Annotated in this window: 17 protein-coding genes; 8 read left to right on the top strand and 9 right to left on the bottom strand. The window is 66.3% G+C overall.

The window, feature by feature from the left end:
• Nucleotides 1-7 precede the first annotated feature (7 nt).
• Nucleotides 8-694 (bottom strand): GDSL lipase, encoded by a 687-nt coding sequence (locus A5753_RS03430; RefSeq protein ID WP_067123445.1) that lies wholly within the window; start codon nt 692-694, stop codon nt 8-10.
• Nucleotides 695-784: 90 nt separating this feature from the next.
• Nucleotides 785-2020: an acyltransferase gene (locus tag A5753_RS03425; RefSeq protein WP_067123443.1), complete on the bottom strand. Its 1236-nt coding sequence runs from the start codon at nt 2018-2020 to the stop codon at nt 785-787.
• A 357-nt stretch (nt 2021-2377) separates the two neighbouring features.
• Between A5753_RS03425 and A5753_RS03420 the strand changes: the two genes are divergently transcribed.
• On the top strand, nt 2378-2818 hold the full coding sequence (locus A5753_RS03420) for an STAS domain-containing protein (protein WP_067123441.1): 441 nt from the start codon (nt 2378-2380) through the stop codon (nt 2816-2818).
• On the opposite strand, the gene A5753_RS03415 is transcribed toward A5753_RS03420, so the two are convergent.
• From A5753_RS03415 to A5753_RS03385, 7 genes are all read right to left on the bottom strand, one after another.
• Entirely contained in the window at nt 2802-3062 is a 261-nt protein-coding gene (locus A5753_RS03415; protein WP_067123439.1) for a hypothetical protein, read from the bottom strand. The genes A5753_RS03420 and A5753_RS03415 overlap by 17 nt on opposite strands.
• A complete protein-coding gene (locus A5753_RS03410) occupies nt 3059-3604 on the bottom strand; it encodes a DUF3093 domain-containing protein (protein WP_067123437.1) in 546 nt (181 codons plus the stop codon). Before A5753_RS03410 ends, A5753_RS03415 begins: the two co-directional genes overlap by 4 nt.
• A 13-nt stretch (nt 3605-3617) precedes the next feature.
• Nucleotides 3618-4601: a porphobilinogen synthase gene (gene hemB / locus A5753_RS03405; RefSeq protein ID WP_082971153.1), complete on the bottom strand. Its 984-nt coding sequence runs from the start codon at nt 4599-4601 to the stop codon at nt 3618-3620.
• Between the two features lie 97 nt (nt 4602-4698).
• On the bottom strand, nt 4699-6360 hold the full coding sequence (locus A5753_RS03400; RefSeq protein ID WP_067123435.1) for a bifunctional uroporphyrinogen-III C-methyltransferase/uroporphyrinogen-III synthase: 1662 nt from the start codon (nt 6358-6360) through the stop codon (nt 4699-4701).
• Between the two features lie 23 nt (nt 6361-6383).
• Complete coding sequence (gene hemC, locus A5753_RS03395) at nt 6384-7331, bottom strand: hydroxymethylbilane synthase (RefSeq protein WP_067123493.1); 948 nt, start codon at nt 7329-7331, stop codon at nt 6384-6386.
• A 13-nt stretch (nt 7332-7344) separates the two neighbouring features.
• Entirely contained in the window at nt 7345-8715 is a 1371-nt protein-coding gene (locus A5753_RS03390) for a glutamyl-tRNA reductase (protein WP_067123433.1), read from the bottom strand.
• A 125-nt stretch (nt 8716-8840) separates the two neighbouring features.
• Entirely contained in the window at nt 8841-9110 is a 270-nt protein-coding gene (locus tag A5753_RS03385; protein WP_067123431.1) for a glutaredoxin family protein, read from the bottom strand.
• A 60-nt stretch (nt 9111-9170) separates the two neighbouring features.
• Between A5753_RS03385 and A5753_RS03380 the strand changes: the two genes are divergently transcribed.
• The 7 genes from A5753_RS03380 to A5753_RS03350 all read left to right on the top strand — a co-directional run bounded on the left by A5753_RS03380 (nt 9171) and on the right by A5753_RS03350 (nt 15606).
• Entirely contained in the window at nt 9171-9479 is a 309-nt protein-coding gene (locus A5753_RS03380; protein WP_067123429.1) for a WXG100 family type VII secretion target, read from the top strand.
• Nucleotides 9472-9762, top strand: coding sequence for a WXG100 family type VII secretion target (locus tag A5753_RS03375; protein ID WP_067123427.1), 291 nt, complete (start codon nt 9472-9474; stop codon nt 9760-9762). The genes A5753_RS03380 and A5753_RS03375 overlap by 8 nt, the downstream gene beginning before the upstream one ends.
• A gap of 4 nt (nt 9763-9766) precedes the next feature.
• Complete coding sequence (locus tag A5753_RS03370) at nt 9767-12367, top strand: TNT domain-containing protein (protein WP_067123425.1); 2601 nt, start codon at nt 9767-9769, stop codon at nt 12365-12367.
• Between the two features lie 31 nt (nt 12368-12398).
• On the top strand, nt 12399-13076 hold the full coding sequence (locus tag A5753_RS24705; RefSeq protein ID WP_231989981.1) for a hypothetical protein: 678 nt from the start codon (nt 12399-12401) through the stop codon (nt 13074-13076).
• A 125-nt stretch (nt 13077-13201) separates the two neighbouring features.
• Nucleotides 13202-14110, top strand: coding sequence for an HAD family phosphatase (locus A5753_RS03360; protein ID WP_067123423.1), 909 nt, complete (start codon nt 13202-13204; stop codon nt 14108-14110).
• A gap of 44 nt (nt 14111-14154) precedes the next feature.
• Nucleotides 14155-14676, top strand: a complete 522-nt coding sequence (locus tag A5753_RS03355) for a MaoC family dehydratase N-terminal domain-containing protein (RefSeq protein WP_067123421.1) — start codon at nt 14155-14157, stop codon at nt 14674-14676.
• The gene (locus A5753_RS03350; RefSeq protein ID WP_067123420.1) at nt 14677-15606 is read left to right on the top strand and encodes a cyclopropane mycolic acid synthase family methyltransferase; all 930 of its coding nucleotides are present in this window, start codon (nt 14677-14679) and stop codon (nt 15604-15606) included. It begins immediately after the preceding gene.
• Nucleotides 15607-15611 lie beyond the last annotated feature (5 nt).

Here is a 15611-nt window from a genome sequence, read left to right as displayed (position 1 = left end):
TCCTGAGTCAGGTCGACAGCTGCGAACGAATCAGGGGCGCGATCTTGTCCGCCATGTACTGATGGCCCGCGTCATTCGGATGCACCCCGTCGGCACCGATCAGGTCAGGCCGCCCGACGAACCAGTGTTCGGCGATCGGGTCGATGAACGTCGCCCCCGCCGCCCCGGCCGCGCCGCCGAGGATGTCGCGAATCAAAAACATCGACGGCGGCACATCGGCCGTCGGCCACGGCGGTCCGATCACCAGCAGCCGCGCCGCCGGCGCCATCCGGCGCGCCAGAGCCAAAGCGGCGTTGGTCTTTACCGTCAGCGTCGCGGGATCGACACCCTGATCGTTGCGGGAGCCGAAGAACACCACCAGAGCGTCGTCGGGCTGGACCGCCCTGGCGGTCAGATCCTCGAAAACACCGCCGTGGTCGCCCGGCGTGGCATAACCGGCCCTGCCCTCGGCCGCCACACTGCCTGAGATTCGCGAACCCCGCGAACCGAGCACCTGCCAGGCGCGCGACGGCCACGATCTCGACCCCACCCCACCCTCACTGGTTCCCGTCGTATACGAATCCCCCACCACCGCGACATGATTCAGCCGGAAGTCGAGCGTTAATGTCTCGTAGGTGCGCACCTGCGCCGGATCTGCGATGCCCACGCCCGCCAGAAAACTCAACCCAATGAGAAAGGTGGCCAGACGACTCACTCTCACCTCCACTGTCAACGGCATCGTCGGGTGCCGCCGCGTACTGATCAAGTATTCCCCGGGAATCGCGCAGGGCCGCTGAGGCGGCCGTCACACCGCGCGGGCCGAAACCGCTTCCAGCGGACGGTCGATCGGATGCAGCTTACTGCCCGCCTCGCCGGGTTCGCTTGCCGCGTTCACGGCTCTGACATCGACCATCTTGCGCATCCAACGGCGGGCGGGCTCTTCGACGCCGTGATACAGCAGCGCCGAGGCGACCAGGGCAATAGCCAGCAGGCCGATGACGTTCCATTTCCACGGGTTGTCCAGGGTGTTGAGCTCGAATTGCTCGACGGCCCAGCCCCACGCGGTGTGCACCAGCTCATGCACCATGTACAGGCAGAACGAGATCTTGCCGCCGTACACCATCACCCGGGCGGACAGGATCCTCGGCAGGCTGCCGATTCCGATGGCCAGCGAAATCACCAGCGGAACGAACAGCACGTCGACGACGCCGCCACTGTCGTTCTCCACCACTCCCGATATCGGGTGCGCGCCAAACCAATACAGCACACCCACCACGGCGGCCAGGAGAAGCAGGGAAACATATCCGGCGGCGCGGCGACCGCGATCGCTCAGCCGAAGCCTGCGTACCGCGGCACAGGCCAACGCTCCCGCCGTGAACTGCGTGACGATTCGCGGTAGCCAACTCCACGGTGTGTAGAAGTGGCCGCTGGCGAGCAACATCAACACCGGCGGCAGCGATGCCGCGAATGCGAGGACCATCAGGCTGCGCGCCCTGGTCGCCTGTTTCATCCGCAACAAGACCAGCACCAAGACGGCGAACAGCACATAGGCCAGCCATTCGGCGCTGATCGACCAGGCCGGCCCGTCCCAACTGGAGTCATCGAAGAACGGGACGAACCACAGCTGCACCAACAGGATTTGGCGCACGTAGCTGATCGCGGTGAGCTGTGCGGCATCCGGCGACGGCACATGCCCGACATGCAGGGTGAAGATCACCCACAGCGCGGCGATGTGCAGAGTGACCAAATACACCGGCCACACCCGGGCCAGTCGCAGCCACAGGAAATGCAGGGTCGCGCGGGTCGACCAGGACCGCCCCATGCGGTCGAGGTAGTTGTACGTCAGCACGAACCCGCTGAGGATGAAGAAGAGGTCGACGCCCTGGGCGCCGCAATTCAGCACCGGCGCGAGGGCGTCGCGGAAATCGGTTGACACATCGCCGAGCATCGGGCGGAAGTGGAACAGCACCACCCACACCGCGGCGACAATACGGAGTCCCGTCAGGGCCGTGATCTCGCCCCTGATCTCTCCGCCCCGCACGCTGCTCTTCCCGTCGAATTCTGCTGTTTCGCACTGCTACACCACTGAGTGGGAAATCTCGCCAATCGAAGCCCCGAACAGCAACCGGCAGCCTTGGCAGCCTAGCAGCGCAATCACCGACATGCGGGGACGGTCGTGGTGTGGCACACGGGGTTCGGGGGTATTCCCCTTGCCCGACATCCCTTTGAGCGTTTGCTCAGCGCGGTATTTTCCCCGAACTGTAATTGTTTCTTAGCAAAGCGTTAGACACGGCTTCTGGTCTCCTTATGCTTGGCGCCTAGCGTCGGAAGCGTCCTTTGGCGAGCATTCGAGCCCCGCCGAAGACGGCGCGAGCGCCACGGAGAGTGAGGGGTCTGCATGACTATCGCAGGCAGCCAGACTGGCCACGACAACTGCGTGTTTGACTGCGGGGGCGCGCAGGTCCGGGCGCACCATCGTCACCTCGCGACGGTCGTGCACATTCGCGGCGAGATAAACGATGTGAATGTCGACCGGATCAGCCATCACATTGCGCGTTTCACGCTCGGAGAAAACCCCGTGGTGCTCGACGTGGCCGACGTCAGCGGATTTGCTGAGACCGGAATCTCGTTGCTGTACGCGTTCGACGCCGATTGTCGCGCCGCGGGGGTGGATTGGATCCTGGTCGCCAGCTCAGCGGTGACCCAGGTGCTAGACGACACGGGCCACGACGCAAACTTTCCAATCATGCGCTCGGTTCACGAGGCGTTGCAGGATCGCGCGGACGCCATCGCCCTGCGCCGCCGGATGGCGCTGCCGCTGGTCAGGAAGCCGCTGTAGGTCGCGAGCGCGCGCGCCGCAGCCTGGCATACCCGACGACCGCCAGCACCCCGGCGCTCGTCAACAGCACCAGCGTCAGCAGGAGCAGCTGCGGGTCGTAAGTCAGCGACGTCGTGGAAGGTTGCCCGTTCGCGATGGGTGCCACGGTCACCGTGTGATGCGAGTGCAGCCAGCTCAGTGCCGAGCAGATGAGCGCGACACAGGCCAGGCCGAGCTCGAGGATCGCGCGGTTGCGGGGGCTCATTGGGCCGTCCCGGCGTCGTCGTCCCGGTCGCCGTCGATCGACCGGGTGGGCTCAACCCGCTCCTGGACCAGCGGGGTCAGCGCCGCACGCAGCTGACGATGACGACGCGCCCAGGCCTGAGCCGTGCGCTGGTTGGTGAGTTTGAGACCGATGCCGACGCGTCCGCGCGGCACTCCGACGAGCTCGCCGAGCGCACGGGCCGACTGCCACCTCGCCACGTCTGTCTCGGAGGCTTCGTGGTTGTCGGGCTCGGGATACACCTTGATGATTTCGCGGACGAGGATCGTTTCGGCGCCCTGGCGCAGGGCGTCTTCGGTGAGCTCGACCGAGACGTGGATCCGCGCGGCCTTCACCTGTATCCCCAAAAACGTCGACACGAGCACTAAGAAGATCGCGGGCACCACCAGCGACACCGGGGCACCGCTCCAGATTTCGATCAGGACCATGGCCACCGCAGCGGCCGGGCCGCACGCCAACCACCACCAGCTGGCGCCGGGTTCGTAGAACAACGGCTTGGGTGCGGCGTCGCTGTCGGTAGTCATCGCAAGCCTCGTATCACGATAGCCACCCTGCCGCATCCGCGGCCCAATAGGTGAGAACGATATCGGCTCCAGCGCGCCTGATGCTGGTCAGCGACTCCAGCGCCGCGGCGCGCTCGTCGATCCAATTGTTCGCGGCCGCAGCGCAAATCATCGCGTACTCCCCCGACACTTGATAGGCGGCGACCGGAACGGGCGAAACGCTTGCCGCGGCCGCGACCACGTCGAGATAACTCATCGCCGGCTTGATCATCACGATGTCGGCGCCCTCGTCAAGATCGAGCGCGATCTCGCGCAGCGCCTCCCGGGCGTTGCCCGCCTCCTGCTGATAGGTGCGCCGATCACCGGAGAGGCTGGAACTGACCGCCTCACGAAACGGGCCGTAGAACACCGAGGCGAACTTGGCGGCGTAGGCCAGAATCGCGACGTCGGTGAAGCCCGCGGCGTCCAATCCGTCGCGAATCGCACCCACCTGCCCGTCCATCATGCCGCTCGGCCCCACCACATCTGCTCCCGATTCAGCTTGGGCCACAGCGAGTTTCACGTACCGGGCCACGGTTGCGTCGTTGTCGACCCGGCCCCGGTCGTCAAGGACGCCGCAGTGACCGTGGTCGGTGAACTCGTCCAGGCAGGTGTCGGCCATCAAGACGGTGGCCTCGCCGAGGTCCTTGGCCAAGTCCCGCAGGGCGACATTGAGGATGCCATCGGGGTCGGTCCCAACCGACCCGACCGAATCCTTGTCGTCGTCACGGGGCACGCCGAACAGCATCAGCCCGCCCACCCCGGCGGCGACGGCGCTTGCGGCCGCTCTGCGCAACGAATCACGGGTGTGCTGCACCACTCCCGGCATGGAACTGATGGGCCGCGGTTCGTCGATGCCGTCGGCGACGAACATCGGCAGCACCAAATGCCTTGGCTCCAATGATGTTTGCGCCACCAGACGACGCAATGCCGGGGTGCTGCGAAGCCGACGCGGGCGCTGGCGCGGGTAGGCACTCATGCTCGTTGAGTGGCGACCCGCTGCGCCGCGCTTGCGATCGCCACTGCGTCATGGTGGCGACCCGCAGCGCCCGGCTCCGCCGCGCTTGCGATCGCCACTAGCGCCTGCGGCTCTTTTTGCGCGGCGGTGGCAGCGCGCCCTCGGCGCGCAACCGTGCGGCGTGTTCGGCCAGCGCATCCACCAGCGGACCGACCGCGGCGGTCTCGGGCTGGACATCCACCCGCAGACCGAATTCGGCTGCGGTCTCAGCGGTCTTGGGACCGATGCAGGCGATGATCGTCCGTGCGTGCGGCTTGCCGGCGATGCCGACCAGGTTTCGCACCGTCGAGCTGGACGTGAAGCACACCGCGTCGAATCCACCGGTCTTGATCATCTCCCGGGTTTCCGCCGGCGGTGGGGCGGCCCGCACCGTCCGGTAGGCGGTGACATCCTCGATCTCCCAGCCCCGTTCGCGCAACCCCTCGGCCAGCGTCTCGGTGGCGATGTCGGCCCGCGGCAGCAGGACCCGGTTGACGGGGTCGAAAATGCTGTCGTAGGGCGGGAAGTCGTCGAGCAGACCCAACGAGGACTGTTCGCCGGCCGGCACCAGTTCGGGGCTGATTCCAAACGCCCGGACCCGGTCGGCGGTCGACTCGCCCACACAAGCGATCTTCACCCCGGAGAACGCGCGCGCGTCCAAACCGAACTCGCCGAACTTCTCCCAGACCGCACGGACCGCGTTGGTGGAGGTGAACACCACCCACTGGAACCGCCCGTCGACCAATCCCTTGACGGCCCTTTCCATCTGGGCCGGGCTGCGCGGCGGCTCGACCGCAATGGTCGGAACCTCGATCGGCAGCGCGCCGTAGGAGGTCAGGCGCTCGCTCATCTCACCGGCCTGATCCTTGGTGCGCGGCACCAACACGGACCACCCGTACAGCGCACGGCTCTCCCACCAATTCAGCTTCGCCCGGCTTGCCACCGTCTTGCCGATGGTCACCACCAGCGGGCCGGTCAGCGGACCGGCGGGGTCCGTACCGCCCAGCACCGCCGAGTCGGTCAAGCCGTGCAGTGTGGTTTCGATGGAACGCTGCTGACAGGTGGTGCCGTGCGCCGTCACGACGCACGGGGTGCTCTCGGCCAGCTCGTGCTCGATCAGGGTGCGTGCGGCGTCGGCCAGATGCGAGGACGTGGCCTGAAGAATCAGCGGACCGGGCGCCGCGGCCAAGGCCTCCCAATCCACATGCGGGTCGCGCACGTCGGCGACCGTGTGCGAGGAGCCCAGCGGCAACCCCGCATACGTCGGGACGGCATCGCTGGGGGCCAGCCCCGGCACGATCTCGATGTGTAGGTGGCTGCGCGCGACGGCATTGACCTCGGTGATGACCGCGTCGACCGTCAGCGGGTCGCCGGCCACCAGCCGCACCACGTCGACGCCCGTCTTCGCCTCGGAGGTCAGCGTCTTGGCCACTTCGGCGGGGTCACCCAGCGCCGGGCGGATATCGGGACCGCCCGATATCACCGCTGGCTGCGCCTTGACCTGCACGGCACCGCTGTCGCCGGTCGGGGCGGCCGCCTCGGCCGGGGCGGGGCCGGAAACCGGTGGCAGGTCTTTGCCGATCAAGGCCAGCACCGGCTCAGGCACGTCAGGATCGGTGAACACCAAAGCGGCGTTCGCCAGCACCGTGGCGGCCCGGGTCGTCAGCAACCCCGGATCGCCGGGGCCTGAGCCCACGTACGTGATGCGGCCGGGTGTCGGCTTACGCCCTCGCGTCGTCATTGTCGCTCCCACGTAATTCGCATTTAATTTCCTCGCGCCGGGTCTTGCCGCGCTTCGCTCATCAGCTCTCGGGCGCCCAGCTCGAACAGCTCCGCGGCCACCGAAAGCCCAAGCTCTCGTGCCCGATCGGGGCTGCCGATACCGGACGCGCGGATCACGTCGGACCCGTCCAGCGCCGCCACGCAACCGCGCAGCGACAGCTCTTCGAAGATCCGGCCCTCCTCATCGATGGACTCGACCACTTCGGCGATCGCGCCCACCGGTGCGGAACAACCGGCCTCCAGTTCGGCCAGCAGGGCTCGCTCCGCGGTGACCGACGCGCGCGTGTCGGCGTCGTCCAGTTCCGCCAGCACTGCCGCCAACCGGCTATCACCGGCGCGGCATTCGACGGCGAGCGCGCCCTGAGCCGGTGCTGGCAACATCTGCACCGCCTCTAGCGTCTCGGTGACATCGTCGAGGCGACCGATCCGGGCGAGTCCCGCCCGGGCTACCACGATCGCGTCGAGATCACCACTGCTTACCCTGTTCAACCTGGTATCTAGGTTGCCTCGTAGGGGGCGGATTTCCAAACCGAGACCCAATGCTCTAAGCTGCGCGGCCCGCCGCGGCGACGAGGTACCCACCAGCGAACCGGCCGGCAACTCCGCGAGCACGAGACCATCCCGCGCCACCACCGCGTCGCGCGGGTCGTTGCGCACCGGTATGGCTGCCACAGCAAATCTTGGGTCGTCGGCGGTCGGCAGGTCCTTGTGAGAGTGCACCGCGGCGTCGACACGGCCCTCTTCCATGGCCTCGCGCAGTGCGGTGGTGAAGGCGCCGACCCCGAGGGACTCGATCGGCGCCGACGAGCGGTCGCCGGCCGTGCTGACAGTGATCAGCTCCGCCGGGTGTCCCAGCGCGATCAAAGCGTCTCTGACGACCCCGGCCTGGGTGGTGGCCAACAGGCTGCCCCGGGTGCCTATCCGGATCACGTTCGCCAATCGCCTACTCGGCGGTTTGCTGCGGGTTGCCCGCGTCGAATCCGTTTGCAATGACCGGCAATTCGCTCGCGGCCACGGCATCGACGGCGGTCTGGTCGAGTTCGAAGAGTTCGCGCAGCGCCTCGGCGTAGCTGTCCCCGCCGGGCGCGCTGGCGAGCTGTTTGATCCGCACGGTCGGTGCGTGAAGCAGCTTGTCCACCACCCGTCGCACGGTGCGCGCCACCTCTTCGCGCTGGGCGCTCTCGAGCCCCGGCAGCCGGTTGTCGAGGCGCAGCAGTTCCGCCTCGACCACGTCGGCCGCGCGCTGGCGCAGCGCCGTGACCGTCGGTGTCACTTCGGCCATCCGCTGCCCGGCCAGATAAGCCGCAACTTCGGTGGCGACGATGGTGCGAGCCGCGTCGACGTCCGCGGCCGCGGCGTGGGCCGAGGGCTCATGCTGCACGCGGTCCACATCGACGACCCAGACGCCGGGTAGTCCGGCCACCGCCGGGTCGACGTCGCGCGGCATGCCCAGGTCGCAGATCACCAGGGGGCGCGTCTCTTCGTCGCGGTGCGCGGCGGCCAGCGCGTGATGCACGTCGGCCAGCGATATTACCGGCGTCACCGCCCCGGTACAGCTGACGACGACGTCGGCACCGGCCAAGGTATCGGGCAGGCGCTCCAAGCCGACCGCGTCTGCCTGCACACCGGCGTCGCGGATCTTGCGGACCAGGCGCTGGCCCCGGGACAACGACCGGTTGACCACGCGCACATGCCCGATGCCGGCGCGAGCGAGGTGTCCCGCGGCCAGCGCGCCCATCGCTCCGGCGCCGACCAGCACCGCGGTCTTGCCCGCGAGTCCGCCCAGGCGACGTTCGGCCATGTTGAGTGCGACGGACACCACCGAGGCGCCGGCGGCGTCGATCGCGGTTTCGGAATGCACCCGCTTGCCCACCGACAACGCTCGCTGGGCCAGCTCGTGCAGAATCCGTCCGACGGTGCGGTTGGTCTCGGCGCTGGCGTAGGCGCGACGGACCTGGCCGAGCACCTGCTGCTCGCCGACCACCGCCGAATCCAGGCCGCTGGCGACCGCGAACAGGTGCTCGACGGCGGCCTCGCTGTATCGGACGTACGCGTACTTGGTGAGGTCGGCCATCGACATGCCCGACTGCTCCGACAGCACCTGCCCGATCACCGCCAACCCGCCGTGGAACGCGTCCACCACCGCGTAGACCTCGACCCGGTTGCATGTCGACAGCACCATCGCCTCGGTCACCAGTGGCGACTGCAGCACCCGGTCGACGATCTTGCCCTGATCGGACTCGTCGATGCTGAGTTGTTCCAAGACGGAGACCGGCGCACTGCGGTGCGAAACCCCGAAGAGCAAGACGCTCACGGCAGCATCACCTGGCCAGCTCCCTTGCTTCCTCCAGTAACTGAACTGCTGTCCACGGTAAACGTTTATCAGCTGGGCTACCAAATAATTGTCCGGCGCCGTGCAGCCGGGCGGCAGCTGGCCGGTCAGCGGGCGAGGTCGGCCCGCAGCCGCGGCTCGTCGATCTCCCAGTAGCTGTGTTCGCGGCCGTCGAGCAGGATCACCGGGAGCCGGTCGCCGAATTCGGCCCGCAGGGCGGTGTTGCCCGCCGCGGCGGCGGCATCGACGTCGGTCATCGACAACGCGAAGCCCAACTCACCGGCCAGCTCGGAAAGCCGGGCATGCACGCGCTCGCAGATGGTGCAGCCGTCGCGGGTCAACAGTTCCACCTGCGGCCGGCCGGTCTCCTCGGTCATGGGCACCAGTCTGGCATCGGTGACTTGTGGGGCCCGTCTACCAGTCGTTATGTTCCGACGATGGCCGACGAGACGTTGCGGGTTGATCCTGTGGTGATGCAGGGCGCCGCCGCCTCGCTCGGCGGTGCGGCCGAGCAACTTTCGGCCCAGTTGTCCCAGCTCGACGACCAGGTGGGCCAGATGCTGGGCGGTTGGCAGGGTGTGGCCGGCACCGCCTATGGATCCGCGTGGGAGCTGTGGCACCGGGGCGCGCGCGAGGTAGAGGTCGGGTTGTCGATGCTGGCACAGCTGGTGGGCCAGGCCGGCGGGGCGTATCAGGCCAACGAGGCCGGGTCCGCCGAGGCGGAGCGGGCGGTGCGCGGTGGCTGAGGCGTTTCGGGTGGATCCGCAGGCACTGGCCGAGGCGGTGCGGCGGATGGCGGCGTTCCAACGCTATGCCGAAGACATGATCGCCGAAATCGATTCGCGCGTAAGGCGTTTGCACGCGTCGTGGACGGGTGATGCCGCCGCGGCGCATGCCGAGGCGCATCAGCACTGGGTTCGCGGCGAGGCGATGATGCGCGAGGCACTGGCGCAACTGGGGAAGGTGGCCACGACCGCGCACGGCAACTACACGGGCGCGATGTCGACGAATCTCGGCATGTGGTCGTGACCCGATGGCGCCGCTGGCGTGTGATCCGACTGCCCTAGACCGCTCCGGCGCCACGGTACTGGCGACCGGCGTTTCGCTGGGATCGGTGATCTCAGCCTTGACCACGGCGCTGGCCGGCAGTGCCGGCATGGCCGGTGACGATCCGGTGGGTGCGGCGCTGGGCCGCGCTTACAACGAGGCAGCGGCCAAGGTGATCGAGGCGATGACCAGCACCCGCAATGGGCTGTGCAGCATCGGCGACGGCGTGCGGATGTCGGCCCACAACTACGCGCTCGCCGAGGCGATGTCGGATGTCACGGGCCGCGCGGGGGGTCTGCCGACTCCGCCGGTGACGGCGCCGCTGACCGCGGCGTCTCATCCGCCGTCGGCCGTCGGTGCCGGTAGCAGCCCCCCGGCGGGCTGGAGCTGGGTCGCCCCGTATATCGGAATGATCTGGCCCACAGGCGATTCGGCGAAGCTGCGCGCCGCCGCGGCGGCGTGGACGACCGCGGGCGTCAACTTCATGACGAGCGAGATCGCGGCAGGCGGTGCCACGATGGCCGCCATCGCCGGACAGCAGATTCCCGAGGCCGCGGCCATCAACAAAGCGCTGGCTGATGCGTCCGGTGCGACCACCAGCGTTGCGCGACAATGCCAAACGATCGCGGCGCAGCTCACCAGCTACGCGGCCAAGATCGAGAAGGTGCACGCGGCCATCCTGGATCTGTTGTCCCGCATCTGCGATCCGCTGACCGGGATCAAAGAGGTATGGGATCTGCTGACCGACGAAGACGAAGACGAGATCAAAAAAATCGCCGACGACATCAAAACGGTGGTCGACAACTTTTCCCAGGAAGCCGAAAAACTCGGCGACCAGATCAAGGCCACCATTTCCGAAGCCGCCACCGCCACAAAGGATATGGCCCACTGGGCGGACAAAGAGTGGGACCACTTCTTGCACGGGACCCCGGTGGGCAGGGCACTCAATCAGGTGGGCCAGACCTTCAAAGGCGTTGGCGTCGAGGGCTGGGATTTCCTCAAAGGCCTGTACGACATCAGCCAATTCCACGCACTGCTCGACCCGAAGGGTTACGGCGAAACCATGACTGGCATGGTCGCCGGGGCTGGGACGCTCGTCGGCTTGGGGCCCGACGGAGGGCCCGGAGTCGCCGAGTCGTGGAAAGCGCTGGGTAAGGACATCACGCACTGGGACGAATGGAGCAGCAATCCCGCCGAAGCACTCGGAAAATCAATCTTCGATGTGGGGACTCTCGCTTTGCCCGGTGGGCCCCTCTCCAAGCTGGGCAAAGTAGGACACACCGCAGCCGATGCGCTGAAAGGCTTGAAAAAGCCGCCTGAGCTCAAACTTCCCACGGTTAAGCCTCCGGCGGAACCGGCCGCGGCCGCGCCCAAGCCGCCGGAAGCGGGCCAGCCGGCGCCGGCACCGGCGGGCAAGCCAGGACCCTCGGGCAAGCCGGCGCCGGGGCCCGCCGACGGTCCGCTGCCGCACAGCCCCACCGAATCCAAGCCACCACCCCTCGAGAAGCCACCGGCAGCGGAGCCGCCCAAGCCGGCCGCGACGCCGCCCGAGCCCGGGGGCAAACCTCCGGTGCCCGTGCCCCCAGGGGACACACCGCTACCCCATTCGAAGCCACCTGAACCCGTTCCCGCCCACGCGCCGGCGTCCGCCGGTGAACCCCCGGTCGCGCCGGCTCCCCACGCCGGTCGTCCGTCCGTGCCGACACCCGCGGCGGCGGCGCACGTTCCAGCAGCGCCGTCAGTCCCAGTGGGTGGCGGAGCGCCAACCGAAATACCTTCCGGTCTAGGTGATGCGCCTCATGGCGGGGAGCCGGGCGCTCCCCATCCGCCCGGCGGTGGCGATGGGCCACACCAGCCTGGTGACGGCGATGGGCCACATCATCCGCCAGACGACGGCCATCCCCCGAGCGATGGCAACGGACCACATCAGCCTGGCGATCATCACCCGCCTGACGACGGCGATCGTCCGCCCGGATCGCACCCGCCACACGACGGCGCGCGTCCCGATGAACCCGCCGACGGACATCCGCCAGAAATCCCCGCCCCATCGGATCTACAGCCCTGGCACCAAGCGCAGCTGGCGCTTGCCGAATCCCCCGAGCAACTCGTCAAGGACCTTCTAGAGCACGGATGCCCTCGCGAACTTGCCGAATCAGCGGCGCATAGCCCTTACGAAGGAATGAGCGCCCAGGACATCTTGAACAAATATTGGGACCCGGTTAAAAAGACTTGGCATTGGCCAGAACACGATGGTTTCGCGGATGGAAAGTGGGAAACGTCCCGCAGAATTCCAACGGAGACTAGGCTGAACAGGATTGGGGAGATCAGCGACACCCGGGGCGAATTTATGGGTGCGGTCGGTGACAGTTATCCGCAACGCAGCCTCGCTCCTGGCTCATCCGGCGACTACAATATATTTCACGGCACTGGCAAGGAATTACCCGAAGGCTGGGAAGTCCGGTATGGAAAAGTCGGCGAAGCATTCGGCTGGCCCGGCGGCGGAACTCAGTGGGTAGTAGTCAATGCTAAGCGCCAATTTGTGATGATCGACTTTCTGCTTAAAAACGGTTATCTCGCCCTAGAATAGCGGCATACCAAGTCACGGAAGGCTCGACGATATGAACGATGATCGCCCAAGTGCCGGCGACATAGAGGCCGAGGTGATTGTGAATTACAACCGGTGGCGTACCCTCGCCAACCTAGCCGGGAGCGGCGGACCCTACGACGAACCTGACTGGGAAGATGGCCGACTGTACTTCCGCTCAGACTATTCGGAGAAAGTTAAAAAATGGCCGGCGTGGGCCGAATCTGGCTACTGGGGCGCGTGGATCATCGGACCTACGCAGGATAATTATTTCTGCGTGGTTCAATCGTTACTGCATGAGAGAGCCGCAGAGCGCTCCGAAGATATTCAAGCCGTGTTCTCACATTTTGGAGACGCCGGCAAATACATCGTTTTGCAGGTTGGAAATTCCCTCCGATATCGGCTGGGCTTAGAAACACTGACTACCATATGGGAGGCCCGCGGGCTCGATCCCCGCATACAAGTCGCGCCACCCGAGCAGGATGTTGTCGAATTCGTATTACACGGAAGTCCGGGGCTTGATCGAGAGTTCGCGGAAAAACACTTGAATAAATTCGTTCTGCAAGACGACGTCAGTTTTTACGGTTTCGCCTTACCGGGGGAAGATATCAATATGCAAGTGCTCGGGTTATCGTTCGACGACCTGAGTGCGGCCTTAGTCGAAGATATGCCGGACAGCATCACCTCGCAGGTTGCGCGCTGGCAAGGGTAAGTGCTGCGAGCCTCATAACGATGCCCCAGGACACGTCAGCGCCGCCACGCCATCTGCCCGATAGGGTTGGGGATCGGGGCACCCGCTGGGTCGCCAGGCATCACAGCGATCTAGGAGGTTTGACGATGACTTCCTCTGACCCGGCCAACGCGGACCACACCGGTCGCGTTGACCCGGAGTCGCTGGCCGCGGACGCCAGCGCCGCCCGCGCAATCGAGGGCATGCAGGAAGCCGCCGCCTCCGACGACCGTCCCCAGCCCCCGATCGACCTAACCGCCGCCGCCTTCTTCGACGTGGACAACACGCTCGTGCAGGGCTCCTCGGCGGTGCACTTCGGCCGCGGGCTGGCCACGCGCAATTACTTCACCTACCGCGACGTCGTCGGATTCATCTACGCCCAGGCCAAGTTTCAGATCCTCGGGACAGAAAACAGCAACGATGTCGCCGCCGGCCGGCGCAAGGCACTCGCCTTCATCGAGGGCCGATCGGTCGAAGAGCTCATCGCGCTGGGCGAGGAGATCTACGACGAGATCATCGCCGACAAGATCTGGCCCGGCACCCGCGAGCTCACGCAGATGCACCTGGACGCCGGCCAGCAGGTGTGGCTGATCACCGCGACGCCGTACGAACTCGCCGCGACCATCGCGAAACGGTTGGGCCTGACCGGTGCCTTGGGCACGGTCGCGGAATCCGTCGACGGCGTCTTCACCGGCAGGCTGGTCGGCGACATCCTGCACGGGACCGGCAAGGCGCACGCCGTGCGGTCGCTGGCAATTCGCGAGGGCCTCAACCTCAAACGCTGCACGGCCTACTCGGACAGCTTCAACGACGTCCCGATGCTGTCGCTGGTGGGCACCGCGGTCGCCATCAATCCCGACGCCCGTCTGCGCGCCCTGGCCAGGGAGCGCGGCTGGGAAATCCGCGATTTCCGCACCGCCCGCAAGGCGGCCAGGATCGGGGTGCCGTCGGCGTTGGCGCTGGGCGCGGCCGGTGGTGCGCTGGCCGCGCTGGCCTCCCGACGGCAATCGCGCTGATAGGCTGCGCCGCGCAGACATAATCGAGCGGAGGGCATAGCGCCATGACGACCCCCAAGGAAGCCGAAGGGCTCATCGGCAGCCATTACCGCGCACCGGATTACTTCGAGGTCGGGCGCGAGAAGATCCGTGAGTTCGCGGCCGCGATCAAAGACGACCACCCGGCGCACTTCGACGAGAGTGAATCCGAAAAGGCCGGGTACACCGACATGGTGGCGCCGCTGACGTTCCTCGCAATCGCGGGGCGCCGTGTTCAGCTGGAGATCTTCACCAAGTTCAGCATCCCGATCAACATCGCCCGGGTGATCCACCGCGACCAGAAGTTCAAGTTTCACCGGCCGATCCTGGCGCACGATAGGCTGTACTTCGACACGTATCTGGACTCGGTGATCGAGTCCCACGGCACGGTGCTTGCGGAGATCCGCAGCGAAGTGACCGACGTCGATGGGAACCCGATTGTCACCAGTGTCGTCACGATGTTGGGCGAATCTACAAACGAAGCCGACGTTGCAGCAACCGCCGCAGCAGTTGCATCCATATCCGCAGGAAAGTTAGGGGCGTTGTAAATGTCCGCACAAGGGGACACGGGAAGCACGCAACTGAAGCCGCCGGTCGAGAAAGTCCGGTCGCACTACGACAAGTCGAACGAGTTCTTCAAGCTCTGGCTCGATCCGTCGATGACCTACAGCTGCGGCTACTTCGACGAGAACCCGGATCCGCAGAATCTGACCAAGACGCTGGAAGAGGCGCAGTACGCCAAACGCAAGCTCGCCCTGGACAAGCTGAACCTGGAGCCCGGCATGACGCTGCTGGACATCGGCAGCGGCTGGGGCTCGACGATGCGGCACGCGGTAGAAGAGTACGACGTCAACGTCATCGGCCTGACGCTCAGCGAGAACCAGTACGCCCACTGCGTGGCGGAGTTCGACAAAATGGACAGCCCCCGCCGCAAGGAGGTGCGGATCCAGGGCTGGGAGGAATTCCCGGGCGACGTACCGATCGACCGCATCGTGTCGCTGGGCGCGTTCGAGCACTTCGCCGACGGGGCGGGCGACGCCGGGTACGAGCGTTACGCCACCTTCTTCAAGAAGTACTACGACCTGCTGCCCGACGACGGCCGGATGCTGCTGCACAGCATCGTCGTGCCCACCGCCGAAGAGGGCAAGGCGATGGGCTTGCAGGTGAACATGACCCTGCTGCGGTTCATCAGTTTCATCTTGAAGGAGATCTACCCGGGCGGGAAGTTGCCCCAGGTCAACCTGGTCGACAAGTACTCAACGGACGCGGGCTTCAAGATCGAGCGGCACCACTTCATCGGGAAGAACTACGTTCCGACCTTGACCGCCTGGGGAGATGCCCTCGAGGCGCACAAGGAGGAGGCGATCGCCCTGAAGGGGCAGGAGACCTACGACATCTACTTGAAGTACTTGCGGGGCTGCTCGGACCTGTTCCGCGACGGCTACACCAACGTCTGCCAGTTCACGATGGTCAAGTAGTCGGT

Origin of the sequence: Mycobacterium sp. 852002-51971_SCH5477799-a (assembly GCF_001667145.1) — a bacterium.
GTDB lineage: Bacteria > Actinomycetota > Actinomycetes > Mycobacteriales > Mycobacteriaceae > Mycobacterium.
Note: the sequence above shows the minus strand (reverse complement) of the source record. Positions and strands in the feature narration are given on the sequence as shown.